Here is a 21,605-nt window from a genome sequence, read left to right as displayed (position 1 = left end):
GTTTGCTTCATTAGTTCTGGCGGGGGAAACCCCGCTTTTTTTACCCTGGAGAGTAAATAATAATGAGAAGTAATACTAAAAAGACTGGCGGAGTCCGCCATCTTGCCCGCCTTCCAGCTGCGATTGCGCTGTTTGGTGTAGTCGCCGGTGCAGCCAACGCCAGTGACACGGTGCTGGCTCCCGTTGAAGTAACCGGCGAAGTGGCACGTGATCCGCAAGGCACCGCCCATACCTATAGCGCCCCGGTCGTGTCCGTCGGGCGCAGCAAGGAGGCACCGCGTGATGTGCCGCAATCGGTGACGTCCATTACACAGCAGCTGATGCAGGATCAGGACGCCAATACACTGAAGGATGCCCTTCGCAACGCAGTCGGCGTTACCTTCAATGCTGCCGAAGGCGGTGCTAGCGGCGATGGTGTGCGCCTGCGCGGGTTCAACACCTCGAACGATCTGTATCTGGATAATTTCCGCGATGCCGCGCAATACAACCGAGATACCTTCAACCTGGATCGTGTTGAAGTGCTGCGCGGTTCGGCGTCCATGCTGTATGGCCGCGGTTCAACGGGTGGCGTCATCAACCAGGTCAGCAAAACGCCTTTCTTCAGCAACTGGCATGAAGTCAGCGCCACTGTCGGGACGGATGACTATTACCGGGTCGAAGCCGATCTGAACCGCCAATTGAGCGAAAATGTTGCGGCCCGCCTGAATGTGATGGGGCAGAATGCGGGGAGCTTCCGTGAAGGTGCGGAAATGAATCGCTGGGGTGTGGCGCCGAGCTTCGCAATCAAGGCGGGTGACAAGGCCCGCATCAACCTGTCGTATCTGCATTATGAAGAAGACAATGTTCCCGACTATGGCGTGCCGTATTTTGAAGGCAAGCCTCTTGGCCCCGCCGACCGTTTTTACGGCCTGAACAAATTCGATTACGAAAAAACCAAGTCGGATGTCTTCACCGCCGACATCAGCTATGACATCGCTCCGGGTCTGCTGCTGCGCAATATGACCCGCTATGGCGAGTACGAGCTGGATCTGTCCGCGTCGGCGCCGGGGCTGAATCTTGCCAGCACCAGGGGCATGCTGACGGATAACACCGAAATTCGTCGCAGCCGCAAGTTGCGCATGCGTGACCAGGACATTCTGGCCAACATTACCGAAATAAGCGGCCAGTTTGATACCGGTTCGGTCCGCCACAAGCTGCTGGGCGGCATGGAGGTCAGCCGTGAAACCCTGCTGACCACTGCGCGCTCGTCGCCGTGCACGCTGCCGAGCACGACCTACGGCAAGCCCGACCCGTTCCGCGATTTCTCCTGCGGCCCGACCACCAAGACCGGTTATTCCGATCTGTCCGGTGATACTCTGGCCTTTTATGCACAGGACACTATCGAGCTGACGCCGCAAATCAAGGTAATTCTGGGCGCGCGCTGGGACGATTTCACCGTGAAATTCAGCCAGCAGCCGCAAGCCACAGGGCGTGACCGCAACGACAAGGTATGGAGTTATCGCACGGGCTTCCTGTATCAGCCGGATGCCAAGCAATCGTATTACGCTTCCTATGGCACATCGTTCAATCCGTCGGCCGAGTCCTACTCGCTGGATCCGCGTGGCTCCAATACCCCGCCGGAAAAGAACCGCAATATGGAAATCGGCGCCAAGTGGGATCTGTTCGACAACACGCTCGCCTTGCGCACTGCGATTTTCCGCAGCGAAAAGACCAATGAGCGGGTGACCGACATCGAGCCGGGTGGTCCGGCAGATCAGCCTTACCTGCTTTCCGGCAAGCGGCACACTGACGGGATCGAATTCGAAGGCGCGGGCCGTTTGTCCGACAGGTGGCAGATTTTTGCCGGTGTCGCGCTGATGGATCCGGAAATTGATGCCGTGGGCGCCAGCGCCAATCCGAACGAGGTTGGCAACATGCCGGAAAATGCACCGAAATACACCGGGAATCTGTGGACGACGTACCAGATCGACAGCAGCTGGAAGGTCGGCGGCGGTTTTACTGCGGTGGGCAAGCGCTATACCAGCAATGCCAATACCACTTACCTGCCTTCGTATGTCCGTACCGACGTGATGGCCGAGTGGTCGTATCGTGATTATTCGGTACAGCTGAACGTCTACAACCTGTTCGATACCGATCACTATGAAGGTCTGTATCGTGGCTTTGCCGTACCTGGTACTGGGCGTTCCGCCAGGTTGACTGCGAAGTATGCCTTCTAAGCCATTATGAAATAATGCCCATGGAGTTATAGGGCGTGGGGTATGCCGGCGCAGGCTCGTATTGCGCCGGCAGCCTGTTCAATCCGACCAGAACCGAGGTTTCAGATGCTGCTGCACATCCCCGGCGTGCTTGACGCCGATACCGTCCGTGCCTGTCGGGCGCGGCTTGACCGTGCCGGCTGGCTCGATGGCCGCATCACCGCCGGCAGCCAGTCCGCCAAGGTGAAGAACAACGAGCAATTGCCCAATGATGATCCGGAAGCCGACGCAGTCCGGGCGATCATCCTCGCCGCGCTGGAAAAGAACGAGCTGTTCTTCTCGGCCGCACTGCCCAGACGCATCTTTCCGCCGCTGTTCAACCGCTACGGGCCGGGGCAGACCTTCGGCAATCATGTCGACAATGCCTTTCGCCGCATTACGCTCACCGGCGAATGGGTGCGCAGCGATCTGTCGGCGACGCTGTTTTTTGCCGAGCCGGACGAATACGATGGTGGCGAATTGATCGTCGAAGACACTTATGGCCTGCACGAAGTCAAACTGCCGGCGGGCGACATGATTCTCTACCCGTCATCGAGCCTGCACCGGGTCGAACCAGTCACGCGCGGCGCGCGCGTAGCCTCGTTCATGTGGCTGCAGAGCATGGTACGCGATGTGGGCGAGCGCCTGCAGTTATTCGAGCTCGACTGTGCCATCCGTCAGTTGCGCGCGGAGCAGGGCGACACACCCGTCGCCGTGCAGCTCACCGGTGTGTATCACAACCTGCTGCGCCGCTGGGGCGAGGTGTAATTTTCACCGTCTGCGGCCAGGCGCTCAGAACAGGCTTTCCTGCGCGGGTGCCGGCGCATCGACGCGGATGCCGACCTCGCCATCGGCCAGATGCAGGGTGGCGTGCGTGCGTGGCGGCAGTTGCGTGACGCTGCCGGCCAGTTGCCCGCCATCGAGCGTGACATAACCATAGCCGCGTGCGAGTACGGAGCGCGGATTGAGCGTTTCCAGCCGGATGCGTGCATAGGCAAGGCGCTGCTGCCGCTCGCCCAGTTGCTGGCGCGTAGCGGCCTGCAGGCGTTGCTGCAGGCGTTCCAGCCGGAATGCGGCACCGGCCAGATCGGGCTGTTGCCGCAGCAGGCGCCGTTCCAGTTGCGCCAGCTGCATGCTGGTTCTGGATACGTGGTTGCGTATTGCGTTGCGGGCTTTTTCTGATAATGCTTGCAGCTCGATACCCTGTGTGCACAGTGTTTCACCCGGGTGGCGTAGACGCCTGCCCAGTTGATCGAGCTGCTGGGCGCGATCTTGCAGGATGCGGGTGATGCCGCGCGCCAGCTGGACGTCCAGTGTAGTCAGCCGCTGCAGCCAGTGCGCCCGGTCCGGGCTGGCCAGCTCTGCCGCTGCCGTTGGCGTGGGCGCGCGCACGTCGGCAACAAAATCGGTGATCGTGAAATCCGTTTCGTGGCCGACTGCGCTGATGACCGGCATGGGTGCGGCGGCGATCGCGCGCGCAAGCGGCTCGTCATTGAAAGCCCACAGGTCTTCCAGACTGCCGCCACCACGGCCGACGATCAGTACATCGACTTCATTGCGCGTACTCGCTGTCTTTACCGCAGCCAGCAGCTCGGCCGGTGCCTGGGCGCCCTGTACGGCACTCGGATAAAGGATGATGCTGATGCCGGGCCAGCGTCGGCGCAGTGTACTGAGCATGTCGCGCAGGGCGGCGCCGGACGGCGAGGAGACAATCCCGATGCGACGGGCAAAGGCGGGCAGCGGGCGTTTGCGGCCGGCGGCAAAGAGGCCTTCTGTCTCCAGCTTTTTCTTCAGCGCCTCGAAAGCTGCAAACAGTGCACCGCTGCCGGCCGGGCGCATGGCTTCGACGGTGAGCTGGAAATCGCCGCGAGCCTCGTACAGGCTGACGACTGCACGGATTTCCACCTGCATGCCATCCACGGGGCGGAAGTCGATCAGGCTGGCCCGGTTGCGGAACATCACGCAGCGAACCTGTGCGCCGGCGTCCTTCAACGAAAAATAGCAATGGCCGGAATCGTAGCGCTTGAAGTTGGAAATCTCGCCCGCCACCCAGAGTACAGGCAGGCTGCCTTCCAGCAACTGGCGCACCGTGCGGTTCAGTTCGGTGACACTGACTACAGCTTGCGAGGGGCTTGACAAATGGGTGAACAAGGCAATTTCCCTTCGAGTAATCCACAAAAACAAGGTTTGTTGCGCCTTGGCGGCAAATTTGCACCTTGTAGTTGATAATGTGTTTGCAAGTTATTGAAAAATAAGGATTGTTTGTGTTTGTCGTTTTTTGCGGCAATCCAGAAAAATGCAGGCAGAATGCGGGTTTGTCGCCATTTACATGGACTTCTTCACAAAGTTATCCACAGCAATTGTGGGTAAGCCGAAAAAGCCCTTACGCAACACGGATTTGCCGCATGCGGGCTTGCACGGCTTCCACCGCTTCGTCATTCCGTTTAAAGTTACGTGATTCTAAACGATCCCCTTCTCAGGAAACGCATCCATGTTGTTGCTTGACGTCATCGAGGCCGCCGGCTGGCCCATCTGGTTGATCATCGCTTCTTCCATTGCCGCCGTGACCATCATCATCGAGCGCCTGCTCAGCTTGCGGAAAAAACTGGTGTTGCCGCATGGCCTGCTGGCCAATGTGGTGCAGGAATACCGCGCCAATGGCGTATCCGGCGAAATGCTGCAGAAGCTGGCCTCCAGCAGCCCGCTGGGCCGCGTGTTTGCCGCAGGCCTGAAGAATGTGAAAAGCTCGCGCGAAGTGATGAAGGAGTCGATCGAGGAAGTGGGCAGCGCCGTCGCGCACGACCTGAATCGCTATCTGAATACGCTGGGCACCATCGCGTCGATTACCCCGCTGCTGGGTCTGCTGGGTACCGTGATCGGCATGATCGAAATCTTCGGCGCACAGACCCCGGCCTCCGGCACCAATCCGGCGCAGCTGGCCCACGGTATCTCGGTGGCGCTGTACAACACCGCTGGCGGCATTATCGTGGCCGCACCGGCGCTGCTGTTCTACCGCTACTTCCGTGGCAAGGTTGATGGCTTCATCGTCGAAATGGAGCAACAGGCCGTCAAGCTGGTGGAAGTGGTCCACGGCGATCGCCACCACTAAGCGGGGAGCTGCAATGAATTTCCGTAAAGGGCGTGACCGGGAAGAGCCGGAAATCAATTTCATCCCGCTGATCGACGTCATTCTGGTGATCCTGATTTTCGTGATGGCCACCACGACGTATTCCCGCTTTGCCGAGCTGAAGATCAATCTGCCCAGCGCGGATGCCGATGCAGCGGCCGAGCAGCCGAAAACCATCCAGGTGGCTGTTACCGCCAGTGGCCAGTATGTGATCAACGGCAAGCCGGCGGCCTTCCTCAATGCCGAAGCGTTTGCCAGCGAGCTGCGCAATGCCGCCGGCAGCGACGACGCCGACCCGATGGTGGTGGTCAACGCCGACGCGCAGGCGACGCACCAGAGCGTGGTCAACGTGATGGAGGCCGCGCGCATTGCCAACTACAGCAAGCTCACGTTTGCCACGCAGACGCAGTCTCAGGCCAAATGAGGCAGGCTGGCATCAACTCAAACGGGGCTGCGGCCCCGTTTTGCTTGCCCCCGGTATCGCTTCCGGCCGAAACCTGCTTTTCTGTGATGTTCTCATTGTCTTTTGATGACGTCCTAGCGTGGAAGACGTTGTGTGCCAGGAACGCCTTTGCGGATGATTCCTGGCGTGATTGGGCGTGCAATGCATTCAATGCGCTGGGGGCCATTGCCTTTCTGGTCTGTTGTGGCCTAGCCCTGTTTCATTCTCCCGAGTCAGTACGGCTGCTGATGTTTGCGTGTTTTTTCCTTGGGTGGGGCTGTCTGATGCTGGTGCAGTTTTTTCGCAGGCAGCAGGCCATGAAAACCATCGTGAAATCGGCTGGCTTGCGCGGCCCGCATGTCCTGCATGCCACTGTGGATGAGCTTTGCATACAGAACCAGAACGGTTATAGCCGGATCAAGAATGCGGCCATTGTTCGGGTTGAGCAAGATGAGCAGCGGCTATTCCTGTTGCTGGATGAGTCTTCAGCAATCATCATTCTGAAGTCTGCACTTGATGATGCAGGCTTGCAGCGCCTATTGGAGCTTGATGGTGGCCGTTGAATCATTCTGGTATCGCCGCCATTCCTGGCAAGCCTTGCTCCTGCTGCCTTTTTCGCTGCTGTTTGCCTTGCTGGCCGCAATCCGTTGCGCCCTGTTCAGATTCCGCCTCAAGCGCATAGTGCGCCTGCCGGTTTCGGTCGTCGTCGTCGGTAATATCAGCGTAGGCGGCACCGGCAAGACGCCGCTCACGGTCTATCTGGCGCAGGAGCTGCAGCGCCTCGGCTGGCGAGTCGGCATCGTTTCCAGGGGGTATGGTGGTACGGCCAAATCTCCTGCTGAGGTTATGGCTGATAGTGCCCCGGGGTATGTGGGCGATGAGCCGGTGCTGCTGGCGCGCGCCAGTGGCGTGCCGGTGTTTGTCTGTCGCGATCGCGCCGCGGCCGGCCGCGCCTTGCTGGCGGCGCATCCCGATGTGAGTGTGATCCTTTGCGACGATGGCCTGCAGCATTACCGGCTGGCGCGCGATGTCGAAATCGCGGTGATTGATGGTGCGCGCGGGCTGGGCAATGGCCTGCTGCTGCCGGCCGGCCCCTTGCGCGAGGGGCGGTCGCGACTGGCTGCTTGCTCGGCAGTGGTTGTCAATGGTGGCGGTGCAGGGCAATGGCATGCACGCCAGTACGCCATGCAGTTGCAGCCCGGCTTGGCTTACCGGCTGGATGATCCGCAGCTGCGGGTGCTGGCCACCAGCTTGCCGCAGCCGCTGACCGCGCTGTGCGGCATCGGCAATCCGCAGCGCTTCTTTGCGACTCTGCGGCAGATGGGCGTGCCATGTGGCGAGCTGGCTTTTCCCGACCATCACGCCTTCGCACTGGCCGATATTCCGCCCAGTGGCACCCTGATCGTGACCGAAAAGGATGCAGTGAAGCTGGCGGCCTTGCCCGATTTGGGGGCGGCCGGTGCTAGAATCTGGGTTTTGCCGGTGCAGGCGCAGTTGGCGCCCGATCTGGCCAAATGGCTTAACGAGGAATTGCATGGACGCCAAACTGCTGGAAATTCTGGTCTGCCCGGTCTGCAAGGGCCCGCTGGTGTATGACAAGGCCAAACAGGAGCTGATCTGCAAGGGTGACCGTCTGGCTTATGCGATCAAGGACGGCATTCCGGTCATGCTGGAAAGCGAAGCGCGCGAGCTGGCTGCGGACGAGGAGGTCTGATATGGGCTTTGTCGTGCTGATCCCGGCGCGTCTGCAATCGACCCGCCTGCCGAACAAGCCGCTGGCCGACATCCATGGCAAACCGATGGTGGTGCGGGTCGTCGAGCGTGCGCTGCAATCGGATGCGGAGATGGTCATGGTCGCGTGTGACGACCTCGCCATCCAGGATGCCGTGGTGGCGCACAACTATGCCTGCATGCTGACCAGCAAGGGGCACCCGTCGGGCACCGACCGCTTGGCCGAGGCTGTGGACAGGATGGCCTTGCCCGATGATGCCATTGTCGTGAATGTGCAGGGTGACGAACCGCTGATCGATCCGGCGCTGATTGATGCGGTGGCCGGCCTCCTGGCGCAGCATCCGGACTGGGCAATGGCGACAGCCAGCCATGCCATCGAATCGGCCAGTGATTTCTTCAATCCCAATGTGGTGAAAGTGGTGACTGCCGCTGACGGCCGCGCGATGTATTTCAGCCGCGCGCCGATTCCCTGGGATCGTGACGGTTTTTCAGACGACAACGAAGACAGTGACTGGATGCTGGACGCCGCACTGGGCGCGCAGCGCCATATCGGCATCTATGCCTACCGTGCCGGCTTTCTGCGCGCGTATTCAAAGTTGCCCGCTTCGCGGCTGGAAGACATCGAGAAGCTCGAACAGCTGCGCGTCCTGTGGCATGGTCATGCCATTGGCGTTCACCAGACCGACCTTATACCCGCACCCGGCGTCGATACGCCGGAAGACCTGGAAAAGGCGCGTGCCGCTTTTGCCGAGCAAGAGGCAAAGGCATAAGTTGTAGTTTTGTATTCAACCCACAGGAAAGAGACGATGCGATTGATTCTTCTGGGCGCTCCGGGCGCCGGCAAGGGCACACAGGCCAACTTCATCCGTGAAAAATTCAACATCCCGCAGATTTCCACCGGCGACATGCTGCGTGCTGCGGTAAAGGCCGGCACGCCGCTGGGCCTGGAAGCCAAGGCGATCATGGATGCCGGTGGCCTGGTGCGTGACGACATCATCATCGGTCTGGTGAAGGAGCGCATCACCGATGCCGACTGCGCCAACGGTTTCCTGTTCGACGGTTTTCCGCGCACGATTCCGCAAGCCGAAGCCATGATTGCTGCCGGTGTGGATATCGATTATGTGGTCGAAATCGACGTGCCCGATGCTGCAATTGTCGAGCGCATGGCTGGCCGCCGCGTGCACGTGGCTTCGGGCCGCACTTACCACGTCAAGTTCAATCCGCCCAAGGTCGAAGGCAAGGATGATGAGACTGGCGAAGAACTGATCCAGCGCGCCGACGATGAAGAAGCGACGGTGCTCAAGCGTCTGGCCGTGTATCACGAGCAGACCGAGGTGCTGGTCGGCTTCTACGGTCAGCGCGCGGCTTCGGGCGATGCCAAGGCACCGAAGTATGTGAAGATCGACGGTACCCGTGCCGTCGATGTGGTGCGCGACGATGTGCTGAAGGCGCTCGGCGCCTGATTGTCCGGTCGGCAGACATGCAAAGCCCCGCTCCGGCGGGGCTTTGCATGTCTGCCGTAGCATGTAATGCGGGCCCGGCAACCCAGGTACCCGCTATCATCGTTTTGCATATGCCGGTACGTTATGATGCCTGCCTGTTGTTCCTCTAGTTAGGGAATTCCTGATGCCTCTTCCGCTTCGCTCGTTCGCCCTTGCCTCATTTTTCGCAACTGCGCTGGTGCATGCCGCAGACGGCCAGCTCAGTGCCGCAGCTACTGCCGGCTGGATTCCCGATTTCAGCCTGGATTCGGGCGGCAAAGCCAGTGCCACTATCTGGCAGGCCTCGGTTAGTGGCAGCAAACAACTTGATCCGCAGCAGCGGCTCGGCTTGGCAATGGGCTTTGGCCAGCAGTCCTGGTCATTTGAGCAAGCGACTGCCTGGGGTGGAGTGTCACCATGGAAAACACTTGGGCGAGCCACTCTCAGCATGCCGTACAGCTATGCCACTGGTGGTGGCTGGGTTTACGCAATTGCCCCCGGCGCGGAGTATGCCGCTGAATCCGGCGCCAGCCAGAGTGACAGCCTGAGTTACGGTGTCAGTGTATCGGCGGCGCATTATTTTGCGCCTGACCGCATGGTCGGGCTTGGTGTGGCCGTCTGGCAGCGACTCGAGAGCACGGAGGCTTTTCCTTTTCTGGTCGTGAACTGGAAGCTGGCTGACCAGTGGAGGCTGGCGAATCCCTTTGCGGTAAGCCCCGTCGGGCCGGCAGGGCTTGAGCTGAGCTGGATGCCGGCGCCGCGTTTCGAGCTTGGCTTCGGTGGTACCTGGCGCAGCTATGAGTACCGGCTTGCCAGCAACAACAGGCTGGCCGCCAACGGGGTGATGCAGGACAAGACCGTGCCGCTGTTCGTGCGCGCCGGTTATGCCATCAATGACAGCATGCGGCTGGATGCGTATGCCGGCGCGGGTGTCGGTGGCGAATTTGTCATCCAGAATGCCAATGGCGACGATGTGAGTACGGAAAAACACAGTGCCATGCCGATTCTCGGCTTGACCCTGTCCGGCCGCTTCTGAGTCCGCCTGTTCATGCAATCGGAGGCTGGTCGGCAGGCTGGCCTGTTTGCTGTCTGATCGATTAAGCTGCAGTTAGCTGAAAAGGAAAGGGAGTCGGCCATGCGTTGGGATGAAATGCGCGAGAGCAGCAATGTCGAGGACAGGCGCAGCGAGGGCGGCGGCGGAGGCGGGCTGGGCGGCGGCATCTTCATGCTGATCAACTTTCTGGGCTTCAAGCGCGTGCTCGTGCTGATTGTTGCCGTCATCGGCATCGGCGTATTGATGGGCAAGAGCCCGGTCGACATGCTGCGCATGCTGGGTCTGGTTGGTCCGGCGGGCGAGCGCCCCGCGTCGTATCAGCAAGGCCCGCGTGGAGCGACCGACAACGACCAGCACAAGCAGATGGTCGCGCGCATTCTTGGTGACACCGAAGACACCTGGGGCCGGATCTTCCAGCAGAATGGCAGGACCTATCAGCAGCCGGCGCTGGTGCTGTTCCGCGACCAGGTTCGCTCCGGTTGTGGTGGTGCATCTGCGGCGGTCGGCCCCTTCTATTGCCCGGCTGACAGCAAGGTTTACCTTGATCTGAGCTTCTTTGACGAGCTGCACAAGCGCTTTGGTGCGCAGGGCGATTTCGCGCAGGCCTATGTGGTTGCGCACGAAGTCGGCCACCATGTGCAGAATCTGCTCGGCACGTCGGGCAAGGTGCACGAGCGCCAGCAGCAATTGCCCAAGGCGCAGGCGAACGCACTCTCGGTGAAGCTGGAATTGCAGGCCGACTGTTTTGCGGGCGTGTGGGGCCACAGTGCGCAGCAGCGCGGACTGCTGGATGCGGGCGACTTGGACGAGGCGCTGAATGCTGCGCACGCCATCGGTGACGATACGCTGCAGAAACATGCCGGCGGCGCGGTGGTGCCGGATTCCTTCACGCACGGCAGCTCGGACGACCGCAAGCGCTGGTTCAAGCGCGGTTTCGAGTCTGGCGATCCGGGGCAGTGCAACACCTTCAAATCCTGACCATTTCAGCGGGCAAGCTGCGGCCGCGATTGCGGACCGACCGTGGCCGTATCGGTTACAATCCGGCATGCCTGCCGAATTCCTTCCCCCCCATTCCGATTTTTCCGCCATTCATGCCGCCTTTGCGCGCGATGGCGTGGTGATTCTCCGTGCCTTTGCCGCCCCCGAGCGTCTGGCCGCGATCCGCGCTGCGGCGATGGACGAACTGGTCCGGCGCGTACCGCCTTTCGAGCTCGAAGCCGAGCTGGGTTATCCCGGTGCGCCGCAGCAGGAAGGCGAGGGTGCGGCGACGATACGCCGGCTGCGCAATATGGCTGCGCGTGGCGAGGTCTTTGCCGGCTGGGCTGGTGATTCGCGCTTGCTGGCGCTGATCGGCGCCCTGCTGGATACGCGGCACATCACGCTGACGCAGGCACACCACAACAGCCTGATGACTAAACAGCCGAGTTTTTCCAGCGACACGCGCTGGCATCGGGATCTGCGTTACTGGCGTTTCAGCCGGCCCGAGCTGGTGTCGGTGTGGCTGGCGCTCGGTGAGGAATATCCGGATAACGGTGCGCTCGGTTTCATTCCCGGCTCGCAGCATGCCGAGCTGCCCGATGCGGCCTTCGATGCACTGGAGTTTCTGGATGCCACGCATCCGGCGGCCGTGCCGCTGGTGGCGCGGGCGGAATTCCCCAGCCTTGCGCCGGGCGATGTGGTGCTGTTCGATGCACGTACCTTCCACGCTGCCAGCCGCAACCGCAGCAGCCAGACCAAGTATTCGCTCGTGTTCAGCTATCACGCCAGCGACAATCTGCCGCTGGCCGGTACGCGCTCGGCCAGCCTGCCGGGTATTGCCTATCATCTTGAAGACTGATTAGATATACCAGATTGGGTATATCGTCATGGTCATTTCATTTAAATGGCTATGGCTGTATACCCATGGTTATTACGGTTCAGGCCGCAGCATCCAGCCTGCCGTTTGCTGGCTTTTCGTCGTGGCCGAGGCGTCCCAGATCGACATGGCGCGGCCCGCCTGGCAGGTCGAGCAGCTTCAGTGCCAGATCGCCCAGTAGCCTGAGCGGCTCCTGGCCGTCATTCGGTATGCTCATGCTGAAGGGCTGGCGCACGGGTTCGGCGCTCAGGCTGTCGAGCAGTTCGCTGGCGATGCCGGCAAACTGGCTGCGCAGATTGTCGAGCGCAGGTGTGGCAGCCTTGTCCTGATCTGCGGCAGGCAGCGCTTCAGAACCGCCGTTGTTCTTGCCGAGGTTTGCCGGTGTGTTGCGGCTGGCGGTGGCAAAGGCGCTTTCCTGTATCGACTGGTAGCGCACTTCGATTTCAAACTCGAAGACCTGGCCGTCGGCGGTGGTGAGCTTGCCGCGGCCGGTGAAGCTGCTGGCATCCTCCAGCCGGAATGCCGCCGCCGCCGTGCTGCCAGAGGCGCTTTCTGATCGATACGCTGCCGCGCTGGCTGTCGATTCGGCCGACAGAGCAAAGCTGTCGAATTCGACCTTCATCCCTTTGGCCGCGTCGCCGAACAGGTTCTGTGCGAAGCTGCCCAGCAACTGCTGCGCCAGATCGACCGTGTTGCGACCAAGCTGGCTCACGCGTTCCGCGAGGGCGTTGGTTTTCTGCGGTGCCTGCAGCGGCGAATCGCTGTTTCTGGCAGGCACGAGGTTGCGTGGTGCGGCGCTGCCCGTTTGCAATGCAGTGCTGCCAAGCGCGGGGAGGTTGCTGAGGCTGTTCATGGCGATCATCCGGTTGGCCGGCCCTTGTGGCCGGGGTGAGGGGGCGTCGCGGATGCGGCGGGGTAAACGCCGTATCGGCCATGCTGCAGCGGCCTTGAGGCCGTCCGTCATTTCGGGCTGGCGTTGGCAATAAAAAAAGGACGACGGGTATCGTCCTTTTCTCGCGCGGTCGGGGATTAAGCCGCGAAGCGAGCAGCAACCACGTCCCAGTCAACCAGCTTCCAGAAACCTTCCAGGTAGTTCGGGCGGCTGTTGCGGTAGTCGATGTAGTAAGCGTGTTCCCAGACGTCACAGGTCAGCAGGGCGACGTCGCTGGTGGTCAGCGGGGTGCCTGCAGCGCCGGTGTTGACGATGTCGAGCGAACCGTCAGCCTTTTTCACCAGCCAGGTCCAGCCGGAGCCGAAATTGCCGGCGGCGGAAGTGTTGAATGCCTTCTTGAATTCGTCGAAGGAGCCCCACTTGGCGTTGATGGCGTCAGCCAGGCTGCCAGCCGGTGCACGATCGGCACCTTCGGCGTTCGGCTTGAAGCCCAGCCAGAAGAAGGTGTGGTTCCAGGTTTGTGCAGCGTTGTTGTAGAGGCCGCCGGCCGGAGCAGTCTTGACGATCTCTTCCAGGCTCTTCGACTCGTTGTCGGTGCCCTTGATCAGGTTGTTCAGGTTGGTGATGTAGGTCTGGTGATGCTTGCCGTAGTGATAGGACAGGGTTTCGGCGCTCATGTAGGGAGTCAGGGCGTCCTGGGCGTACGGCAGTTCGGGCAGCTTGTGTTCCATTATGGGTATCTCCGGATGGTTTGGCGTTAGAACGGGATGAAGATAGGGGGGCGTAGGCCTTTTTTCAAGACCCTGTCGCGAATCCTGCCGCCACGGAGCGGTGATTTTGGGCATCCGGCAGGGCTATGGTATCGTGCAGGGCAGGGCGCAGCGGTGTTGCGCCACGTTTTACGGAATTGTGTGCCCATGAGTCTTCTCGTCCTCATTCTTGCGCTGGCGCTGGAGCAATTGCGCCCGATCAGCAACCGCAACCCGCTGTACCTGGCCTTCGTGCGCGGTGCCAACCGGCTTGAGCGCAATCTGAATGCCGGCGAATACCGCAATGGTGTCTATGCCTGGCTGATTGCCGTGCTGCCGCTGCTGCTGGTCGCCGCACTGGGCTACTGGCTGCTGAACATGGCGAGCGTGTTTCTGGGGCTGGCCTGGAGTGTGCTGCTGCTGTATTTCACGATGGGATTCCGCCAGTTCAGTCACGCCTTCACCGGCATTTCGAAAGCGCTGCAGGAGGAAGATCTCGCGGCCGCCCGCGAGTTGCTGGCCGACTGGACCGGGCAGTCCACTTCCGAGCTGACACCGGATGAAGTGGCGCGTCTGGCGATCGAGCAGGGTGTGCTGGATTCCTTCCGTTTCGTGTTTGCCACGCTGTTCTGGTTCCTGGTGCTGGCCTGGGTGGCTGGCCCGGCGGGGGCCGTACTCTACCGCGCGGCAAGCCTCCTGCAGCAAAAGTGGGGTGGGCGTGATGATCTGTTTGGCCGTTTTGCCGATGGCGTGCTGGCCGTGCTGGATTATCTGCCGGTACGTCTCACCGCTGTGGGCTACGCCATCATGGGCAATTTCGAAGATGCGATTTACTGCTGGCGCACGCAGGCTGACCGCTGGAGCCATTACAGCAGCGGTATCCTGCTGGCTGCCGCCGGTGGCGCGCTGGGCGTGAAGCTGGGCGAAGCGCTGCATCAGGATCACACCATCAAGCTGCGCCCGGAAATCGGCGTGGGCGAGCCGGCCAGCGCCGATTACCTGCCGAGCGCCGTGGGTCTCGTGTGGCGTACCGTGTTGCTGTGGGTGGCTGTCGTGCTGCTGTATTCGCTCGGCCAGTGGCTGGCGTAAAGTCGTTTTATCCCTGGCATTTTCCTGCGGAGCCTGCCATGCCTGAAATTCTGATTGCCGGTACAGCACTGCGCGTTGCGAATGTCTTCTGCGTCGGGCGCAATTACCTTGAACATGCCCGCGAAATGGGGTCGACCATCGGCACTGAACCCATGGTGTTTCTCAAACCGTCGAGCGCGCTGGTGTTTGCCGGCGAACCGCTGCAGCTGCCGGCCTGGTCGCAGGAAGTCCACCATGAAACCGAACTGGTTGTCGCCATCGGGCGCGGCGGGCGCAATATTGCCGCCGCCGATGCGCTCTCGCATGTCGCCGGCTATGCGCTCGGGCTGGATCTGACCGCGCGCGACGTGCAGGCGGCCGCAAAAAAGGCCGGCAACCCGTGGACGCTGGCCAAGGGCTTCGCCGGTGCGGCGCCGCTGACATCCTTTGTCGCCGCAGATGAAATTACCGATCCCCAGGCGCTGGAATTCACCCTGCACCGCAATGGCGAGCTGAAGCAGCATGCCCGCACGCGCGACATGGCATTCGGCGTGGCCACGCTGATTGCGTGGATATCCGCGCGCTTCGGCCTGCAGTCCGGTGATCTGGTCTTTACCGGTACGCCAGAGGGCGTGGGGCCGATTGTGTCCGGCGATGAGTTGCTGCTGACCCTGCCCGGCCTGATCGAAAGCCGTTTTCAGGTGGCGTGAACATGAGTGCTTCACCCATTAAAAAAACCCGCCTTGGCGGGTTTTTTTAATGGGTATGTAGATATAACCATTTTAATAAAAGAGTTGTGGCTTTATATCTGTGTGGGTATATATCAGGTGGCCGGCAGGCTGGCCAGATCCCAGCGCGGCTGTACTGCGAAGCTGCCAGCGGTCTGTGCAAATTTCAGTCGCTGTGCGCCGGCAAAGGCGATCATCGCGCCGTTATCGGTGCACAGATGCAGCGGCGGGTAGAAAACCTGCCAGCCGCGCTTGCTGCAGGCGTCGTTCAGTCCGTCGCGCAATTGCCGGTTGGCGCCGACGCCGCCGGCAATCACCAGCCGGTTGAGGCCGGTCTGCTTCATGGCCTTGATGCACTTCTTGCTGATGACCTCGACGATGGCTTCCTGGAAGGCGGCGCAGATGTCGGCGCGTGTTTGCTCGTCGAGATTGTCCTGTGCTTTCACGAGATTGAGCACCGCCGTTTTCAGGCCGGAGAAGCTGAAATCGAGATCGGCCGAGTGCAGCATCGGGCGCGGCAGCGTGAAACGGGCCGGGTCGCCCGACTCCGCGAGTTTCGACAGCGCTGGCCCGCCCGGGTAACCGAGCCCCAGCAGTTTGGCCGACTTGTCAAAGGCTTCGCCGGCGGCATCGTCAACCGTTTCGCCCAGCAGTTCATAGCGGCCGACACCATGCACCGCCATCAGTTGCGTGTGGCCGCCGGAAACCAGCAGTGCGACAAAGGGAAATTCGGGAGCCGGGTCGGCCAGCAGCGGCGAGAGCAGGTGACCTTCGAGGTGGTGCACGGCGATGGTTGGTTTCTTGAGCGCAAACGCCAGCGCATTGGCCACGCTGGCGCCGACGAGCAGCGCGCCCGACAGGCCGGGACCTGCGGTGTAGGCAATGGCATCAATATCAGTCAGCGTGCGTCCGGCGTCCGCGAGGCAGGCCGTGGTGAGCGGCAGTACGCGGCGGATGTGGTCGCGCGAGGCGAGTTCGGGCACGACGCCGCCATATTCGGCGTGCATGGCGATCTGCGAGTGCAGCTGATGTGCGAGTAGCCCGGCGGAAGTGTCGTACAATGCGACGCCGGTTTCGTCGCAGGAGGATTCGATGCCCAGTACCAGCATGGCGTAGCGTCTTGTTGCGATGGAAGAGACCGAATGGTAGCCGCATGAATGCAACAGGGGAAGAGAGGGCTTTGACATGCCGGCTTCTTTCATGGATAATCTGCCGCTTTCCCCATGAAGCCGCCTGCGGCTCATCTGCCAAGACAACAGGATTCGATCCATGCCATCTGTACGCGTTAAAGAGAACGAACCGTTCGAAGTAGCGATGCGCCGCTTCAAGCGTTCCGTAGAAAAAACCGGTCTGCTGACTGAACTGCGCGCCCGCGAGTTCTACGAAAAGCCGACTGCAGAACGCAAGCGCAAGCTCGCTGCTGCCGTTAAGCGCCACTACAAGCGCCTGCGCAGCCAGCAACTGCCGCCGAAGCTGTACTGATCAGCTGCGTTGTACGAAAAGGTCGCCGATGGCGGCCTTTTGTCGTTTATGCTGCACTGATCCGTTTCTCCCCCTTAGCCCGATAGCCGAACAGGAACTGCGATGTCCTTGAAAGCCCGCATTACCGAAGACATGAAAACCGCCATGAAGGCGCGTGAAACCGACCGCCTGGCGACGATTCGCCTCTTGCTGGCGGCGATCAAGCAGAAGGAAGTCGACGAGCGCGTCGAGCTGGACGATGTGGCGGTGGCTGCTGTCATCGAAAAGATGGTCAAGCAGCGCCGCGACAGCATCAGCCAGTATCAGGCCGCCCAGCGCCCCGATCTGGCCGAAAAAGAGCAGGCTGAAATCAACGAGCTGCAGGTCTACATGCCGCAGCAACTGTCTGCCGAGGAAGTGGCCGCAGCGGTTGATGCCGCAGTGGCGAAGCATGGTGCAGCACCGGCCTCCATGGGCAAGATCATGGGCGAGCTGAAGGGCGCGCTGGCTGGCCGTGCCGACATGACGGAAGTGAACAAGCTGGTCAAGGCCAGGCTTGCCTGAGTGAGGTGTCTGCCGCAGGGGGCCGGGCTTCCTGCGTTTGCCGCATGTCTGTGCGTTTCCTCTTAATCCGCTGATTTTCCCGCAGAGCTGCCTTGGCCCGCATTCCCGAATCCTTCATTCAGGACGTTCTCAACCGCGTCGACATCGTCGACGTGGTCGAGAAGTATCTGCCGCTGAAAAAGGCCGGGCAGAACTATCAGGCCTGCTGCCCTTTCCACAAGGAAAAATCGCCTTCGTTTACCGTCAGCCCCTCGAAGCAGTTCTATCACTGTTTTGGTTGCGGTGCGCACGGCACGGCTATCGGCTTCGTGATGGAGTATGAGGGGCTGAATTATCCCGAGGCAATCCGCAAGCTGGCCGAGGGGCTGGGCATGGCGGTGCCGCTGGAGGATATGGGAAGTGCTCCGGCGGACAAGGCCCAGCCCGGCATTCTCGATGTGCTGAAAGGCGCGTTCGATTTCTATCGCGGCGCGCTCAAAAAGTCACCGGAGGCGATTGCCTACTTTCGCAAGCGAGGCGTCGAGGGCAAGACGGCTGCGCGTTTTGGTCTTGGGTATGCCCCCGGTGGGGAAGACTGGCAAGCGCTTAAGGCCATATACCCTGATTATGACTGGAGCAAGCTGCTGCCCGAAGCCGGCCTGGTAATCGAAAAGGAAGATACCAAGCGCCGTTATGACCGCTTCCGTGATCGCGTGATGTTCCCCATCATGAACCAGCGCGGTGCGGTGATCGGTTTCGGCGGGCGGGTACTGGGGCAGGGTGAGCCCAAATACCTCAATTCGCCGGAAACGCCGGTGTTCGAAAAGGGGCGCGAGCTGTATGGCCTGCCGCAGGCGCGGGCGGCGATTCGTGATCGCGGTCGCGTGCTGGTGACCGAGGGCTATATGGATGTCGTCATGCTGCACCAGCATGGCATCGAATACGCCGTGGCCAGCCTGGGGACCGCGTGTACGCCCGAACACGTGAAAAAGTTGCTCAAGCTCGCGGATGAGGTGATTTTTGGTTTCGATGGCGACAAGGCCGGGCGCCGTGCGGCCTGGCGGGCGCTGGAGAATGCCTTGCCGCTGGTACGCGATGGCAAGGAAGTGCGCTTCCTGTTTCTGCCCTCCGAGCACGACCCGGATTCCTATGTGCAGGAATTTGGTCGCGAGGCATTCGAGCGGCTGATCGATGACGAGGCCTTGCCGCTGTCGCAGTATCTGCTGCGCGAACTGGCCCTGCAGGTGGATCTCAGCAGTGAAGAGGGGCGCGCCAAACTCTGGCATATCGCCCGTCCGTATCTTGAGCAGTTGCAGGAGGCGCCGGTGCTGCGCCTGCTGGTACAAAAGCGGCTGGGCGAGTTGTGCGAACTGACGCAGGCCGATATGGCGCAGCTGCAGGCGCCGCAGGGCAGTGCTGAGTCACCAGAGCCGGGGCGCTACGATGACACGGAGCCGCCACGCTATTACCAGGGGGGCTATTCCTCGGTGCAGGAGTCGGATGGCTCGTTCCGGGGGCGGGAAAGAAAATCCGGGCGTGCCGTGCGTCCAGGCGCTGGTGCTTCAAGGCGCACAGGCGACTGGCGCGCCCAGCGCGAGCTGGAAGAGCGCGAGGCCAAGGGGCTGGTGGCTGCGCCGCCAGCGCAGCGTGCACAACTCGACCCCATGCTCAAGCTGTTCCGGCTGGTGCTGTGTGATCCTTCCGCGGTGGCGGAGCTTGATCCGGTTGAAGCGCGCTGGCCGCAGGAAGGGCGGCTGGCCCTCCTGTCCGAATTGCTGGCGCTGGCGCGCAGCCAGCCACAGCAACCGGGAGCTCTGCTGCTTGAGTTCTGGCGTGATCGCCCCGAATTTGACTATCTGGACCAGTGCCTGCAGGAAGGGCTTCAGCTCTATGGGCGTTTCCCGCAGGAAGAGCGCGCGCAGGAGTTGCGCGATACCTGCATCCTGATCGAGCGGCGCATCATTCAGCCGCGCCGGGTGGAGCGTCGTGCAGAGCTGGATTACCGTCGTGAAAATGGCGGATTGACCGAACAGGAAAAGCAGGAATATTTGCAGCTGCTGCAGGCTGCTGCCGGCGCTTGAGCTGGTTTGCGGCTGTTTTTTGCTGGAGTGTCTGGGGTAGTACAGGACGGAAAGTGCGGGGGCGGCAGGAAAAGCCCTGAATTTTCTGATATAATTCTACGTTTTTGCACGTTACGCTGAGCGTTGTACCGACATGGCGACTGATAAAGATTTGGTAAAAGAAGATATCAATCCTCGCGCCCAGGGAGAAGAGGAAGCAAGCCTCGACCCCGAAGTCCGCAAGGCGAAATTCAAGCTGCTGATCGTGCAGGGGAAGGAGCGCGGCTACCTGACCTATGCAGAGATCAACGATCACCTGCCGGAAGACATGCTCGATGCCGAGCAGATCGAAGGCGTGATCAGCATGATCACCAATATGGGCATCCAGGTCTATGACGAGGCACCCGATGCCGAAGACCTGCTGATGTCCGACGCTACACCTGCCGTGGCCGACGAAGATGCCGTCGAAGAGGCCGAAGCCGCGCTGTCGTCGGTGGATTCCGAATTTGGCCGCACGACCGATCCGGTGCGCATGTACATGCGTGAAATGGGTACGGTCGAGCTCCTGACCCGCGAAGGCGAAATCGAAATCGCCAAGCGGATCGAGGAAGGCCTCAAGCACATGATTCTGGCCATTTCGGCCTGCCCGACCACCATCCAGACCATTCTTGATCTGGTGGACAAGGGCCTTTCCGACGAAATCCGCATCGATGACGTGATTGATGGCTTCATTGATCCGAATGCGCCGGAAGAGGAAGAAGCACCTGCCCCCGAATTGTCCGAAGAAGAACTGGACGACGAAGAGTCGGATGACGAAGAGGAAGACGATGGTGGCGCCGCTGCTGCCAGCGCGAATCTCGAGCTGCTGAAAACCCAGGCTGCCGAGCACTTCGACGTGATCCGCAAGCTCTTCGACAAGATGGTCAAGGCGCTGGCGAAAGAAGGCGTGCAGGGTAAGACTTACCTCGCCCAGCAGGCTGCCATTGCCGAAGAATTCCAGAAAATCCGCTTCTCGGCTCGTCAGGTGGAAAACCTGTGCGACCAGCTGCGCAGCATGGTCGATGACATCCGCAGTCACGAGCGCGAAATCATGGACATCTGTCTGCAGAAAGTCCGCATGCCGCGTGATCACTTCATCAAGACCTTCCCGGGCCGTGAATGCGATACCAACTGGGTGCTCGATGAAATTTCGGCCGGGCATTCGTATTCCGAAATCCTTGGCCGCTATCAGCACGCGCTGATGGAAAAGCAGCAGAAGCTGGGCGAGCTGCAGGACAAGGCGATGCTCCCGATCAAGGAGCTGAAGGAAATCAACCGCCAGATGTCGACCGGTGAAGCCAAGGCTCGTCGCGCCAAGCGCGAAATGATCGAGGCCAACCTGCGTCTGGTGATCTCGATTGCCAAGAAGTACACCAACCGTGGCCTGCAGTTCCTCGACCTGATCCAGGAAGGCAATATCGGTCTGATGAAGGCGGTGGACAAGTTCGAATACCGTCGCGGCTACAAGTTCTCGACCTACGCCACCTGGTGGATCCGTCAGGCGATTACCCGTTCGATTGCCGATCAGGCGCGCACCATCCGTATTCCGGTGCACATGATCGAAACCATCAACAAGATGAACCGCATCCAGCGGCAAATCCTGCAGGAAACCGGTGTCGATCCGACTCCGGACATCCTGGCCGAAAAGATGGAAATGCCGGAAGACAAGATCCGCAAGATCCTCAAGATCGCGAAAGAGCCGATCTCGATGGAAACGCCGATCGGTGACGACGACGATTCGCATCTGGGTGATTTCATCGAAGACCAGAACAATATGGCGCCGGCCGATGCCGCCGTCTATGCCGGTCTGCGTGAAGCCACCAAGGAAGTGCTCGATACCCTGACTCCGCGCGAGGCCAAGGTATTGCGCATGCGCTTCGGCATCGACATGAATACCGATCACACGCTGGAAGAAGTCGGCAAGCAGTTTGACGTAACGCGCGAGCGTATCCGCCAGATCGAAGCCAAGGCACTGCGCAAGCTGCGTCACCCGACCCGCTCGGAGCGCCTGAAGAGCTTTGTCGAAAGCAACAGCAATCCCGAATCCTGATCGCAGGATCGGCATTCAGCAAACATGGCGCCTGCGGGCGCCATGTTTGTTTGTGCGAACGGAAAACGGAGCATGATTTCCGGCGGCTTTC

General features: G+C 60.7%; 22 protein-coding genes. 18 read left to right on the top strand and 4 right to left on the bottom strand.

Annotated features, from left to right (window positions below):
- Window positions 1–62 precede the first annotated feature (62 nt).
- A complete protein-coding gene (locus H559_RS20635) occupies window positions 63–2,216 on the top strand; it encodes a TonB-dependent receptor (protein ID WP_051279545.1) in 2,154 nt (717 codons plus the stop codon).
- A gap of 105 nt (window positions 2,217–2,321) precedes the next feature.
- The gene (locus H559_RS0114540) at window positions 2,322–3,002 is read left to right on the top strand and encodes a Fe2+-dependent dioxygenase (protein WP_028453271.1); all 681 of its coding nucleotides are present in this window, start codon (window positions 2,322–2,324) and stop codon (window positions 3,000–3,002) included.
- Window positions 3,003–3,026: 24 nt separating this feature from the next.
- Here the strand turns inward: H559_RS0114540 and xseA are convergent, their stop codons facing one another.
- The gene (gene xseA, locus H559_RS0114535; RefSeq protein ID WP_028453270.1) at window positions 3,027–4,385 is read right to left on the bottom strand and encodes an exodeoxyribonuclease VII large subunit; all 1,359 of its coding nucleotides are present in this window, start codon (window positions 4,383–4,385) and stop codon (window positions 3,027–3,029) included.
- A 340-nt stretch (window positions 4,386–4,725) separates the two neighbouring features.
- Here xseA and H559_RS0114525 point away from each other — a divergent pair, with 340 nt between their 5' ends.
- The 10 genes from H559_RS0114525 (at window position 4,726) to H559_RS0114480 (ending at window position 11,906) form a co-directional block, all read left to right on the top strand.
- Window positions 4,726–5,343 (top strand): MotA/TolQ/ExbB proton channel family protein, encoded by a 618-nt coding sequence (locus tag H559_RS0114525; protein WP_308417173.1) that lies wholly within the window; start codon window positions 4,726–4,728, stop codon window positions 5,341–5,343.
- A gap of 13 nt (window positions 5,344–5,356) precedes the next feature.
- Window positions 5,357–5,785, top strand: a complete 429-nt coding sequence (locus H559_RS0114520; protein WP_028453268.1) for an ExbD/TolR family protein — start codon at window positions 5,357–5,359, stop codon at window positions 5,783–5,785.
- Between the two features lie 86 nt (window positions 5,786–5,871).
- On the top strand, window positions 5,872–6,366 hold the full coding sequence (locus tag H559_RS0114515) for a YcxB family protein (RefSeq protein ID WP_155845451.1): 495 nt from the start codon (window positions 5,872–5,874) through the stop codon (window positions 6,364–6,366).
- The gene (lpxK, locus tag H559_RS20630; RefSeq protein WP_051279544.1) at window positions 6,353–7,399 is read left to right on the top strand and encodes a tetraacyldisaccharide 4'-kinase; all 1,047 of its coding nucleotides are present in this window, start codon (window positions 6,353–6,355) and stop codon (window positions 7,397–7,399) included. The genes H559_RS0114515 and lpxK overlap by 14 nt, the downstream gene beginning before the upstream one ends.
- Complete coding sequence (locus tag H559_RS0114505) at window positions 7,338–7,517, top strand: Trm112 family protein (protein WP_028453266.1); 180 nt, start codon at window positions 7,338–7,340, stop codon at window positions 7,515–7,517. Before lpxK ends, H559_RS0114505 begins: the two co-directional genes overlap by 62 nt.
- Window position 7,518: 1 nt before the next feature.
- The gene (gene kdsB, locus H559_RS0114500) at window positions 7,519–8,304 is read left to right on the top strand and encodes a 3-deoxy-manno-octulosonate cytidylyltransferase (RefSeq protein WP_028453265.1); all 786 of its coding nucleotides are present in this window, start codon (window positions 7,519–7,521) and stop codon (window positions 8,302–8,304) included.
- A 36-nt stretch (window positions 8,305–8,340) separates the two neighbouring features.
- A complete protein-coding gene (gene adk / locus H559_RS0114495; protein WP_028453264.1) occupies window positions 8,341–8,997 on the top strand; it encodes an adenylate kinase in 657 nt (218 codons plus the stop codon).
- A gap of 163 nt (window positions 8,998–9,160) precedes the next feature.
- A complete protein-coding gene (locus tag H559_RS20625; RefSeq protein ID WP_051279542.1) occupies window positions 9,161–10,051 on the top strand; it encodes a hypothetical protein in 891 nt (296 codons plus the stop codon).
- A 99-nt stretch (window positions 10,052–10,150) separates the two neighbouring features.
- Complete coding sequence (ypfJ, locus tag H559_RS0114485) at window positions 10,151–11,047, top strand: KPN_02809 family neutral zinc metallopeptidase (RefSeq protein ID WP_028453263.1); 897 nt, start codon at window positions 10,151–10,153, stop codon at window positions 11,045–11,047.
- Window positions 11,048–11,114: 67 nt separating this feature from the next.
- Window positions 11,115–11,906 (top strand): phytanoyl-CoA dioxygenase family protein, encoded by a 792-nt coding sequence (locus H559_RS0114480; RefSeq protein ID WP_051279539.1) that lies wholly within the window; start codon window positions 11,115–11,117, stop codon window positions 11,904–11,906.
- Window positions 11,907–11,985: 79 nt separating this feature from the next.
- On the opposite strand, the gene H559_RS0114475 is transcribed toward H559_RS0114480, so the two are convergent.
- Window positions 11,986–12,777 carry a hypothetical protein gene (locus tag H559_RS0114475; RefSeq protein ID WP_028453261.1) on the bottom strand — a complete coding sequence of 264 codons (792 nt, stop codon included), beginning with the start codon at window positions 12,775–12,777 and terminating at the stop codon, window positions 11,986–11,988.
- 176 nt (window positions 12,778–12,953) lie between these two features.
- Complete coding sequence (locus H559_RS0114470; RefSeq protein WP_028453260.1) at window positions 12,954–13,547, bottom strand: superoxide dismutase; 594 nt, start codon at window positions 13,545–13,547, stop codon at window positions 12,954–12,956.
- Between the two features lie 186 nt (window positions 13,548–13,733).
- Here H559_RS0114470 and H559_RS0114465 point away from each other — a divergent pair, with 186 nt between their 5' ends.
- Both H559_RS0114465 and H559_RS0114460 read left to right on the top strand, forming a co-directional pair.
- A complete protein-coding gene (locus tag H559_RS0114465; RefSeq protein ID WP_028453259.1) occupies window positions 13,734–14,654 on the top strand; it encodes a CobD/CbiB family protein in 921 nt (306 codons plus the stop codon).
- Window positions 14,655–14,692: 38 nt separating this feature from the next.
- Entirely contained in the window at window positions 14,693–15,343 is a 651-nt protein-coding gene (locus H559_RS0114460; RefSeq protein WP_028453258.1) for a fumarylacetoacetate hydrolase family protein, read from the top strand.
- A gap of 113 nt (window positions 15,344–15,456) precedes the next feature.
- On the opposite strand, the gene tsaD is transcribed toward H559_RS0114460, so the two are convergent.
- A complete protein-coding gene (tsaD, locus tag H559_RS0114455; protein WP_028453257.1) occupies window positions 15,457–16,470 on the bottom strand; it encodes a tRNA (adenosine(37)-N6)-threonylcarbamoyltransferase complex transferase subunit TsaD in 1,014 nt (337 codons plus the stop codon).
- Between the two features lie 160 nt (window positions 16,471–16,630).
- Between tsaD and rpsU the strand changes: the two genes are divergently transcribed.
- The 4 genes from rpsU (at window position 16,631) to rpoD (ending at window position 21,514) form a co-directional block, all read left to right on the top strand.
- Window positions 16,631–16,843, top strand: coding sequence for a 30S ribosomal protein S21 (gene rpsU / locus H559_RS0114450; protein ID WP_028453256.1), 213 nt, complete (start codon window positions 16,631–16,633; stop codon window positions 16,841–16,843).
- Between the two features lie 102 nt (window positions 16,844–16,945).
- Complete coding sequence (locus H559_RS0114445) at window positions 16,946–17,386, top strand: GatB/YqeY domain-containing protein (protein WP_028453255.1); 441 nt, start codon at window positions 16,946–16,948, stop codon at window positions 17,384–17,386.
- Between the two features lie 92 nt (window positions 17,387–17,478).
- Window positions 17,479–19,446 carry a DNA primase gene (gene dnaG, locus H559_RS20620; protein ID WP_051279537.1) on the top strand — a complete coding sequence of 656 codons (1,968 nt, stop codon included), beginning with the start codon at window positions 17,479–17,481 and terminating at the stop codon, window positions 19,444–19,446.
- A gap of 133 nt (window positions 19,447–19,579) precedes the next feature.
- Entirely contained in the window at window positions 19,580–21,514 is a 1,935-nt protein-coding gene (gene rpoD, locus H559_RS0114435) for an RNA polymerase sigma factor RpoD (RefSeq protein ID WP_028453254.1), read from the top strand.
- Window positions 21,515–21,605 lie beyond the last annotated feature (91 nt).

The organism is Chitinilyticum aquatile DSM 21506, from assembly GCF_000430805.1.
In the GTDB taxonomy this organism is placed as follows: Bacteria; Pseudomonadota; Gammaproteobacteria; order Burkholderiales; family Chitinibacteraceae; genus Chitinilyticum; species Chitinilyticum aquatile.
The sequence above is the reverse complement of the archived record's forward strand: the minus strand, read 5'-3'. Positions and strand labels throughout refer to the sequence as shown.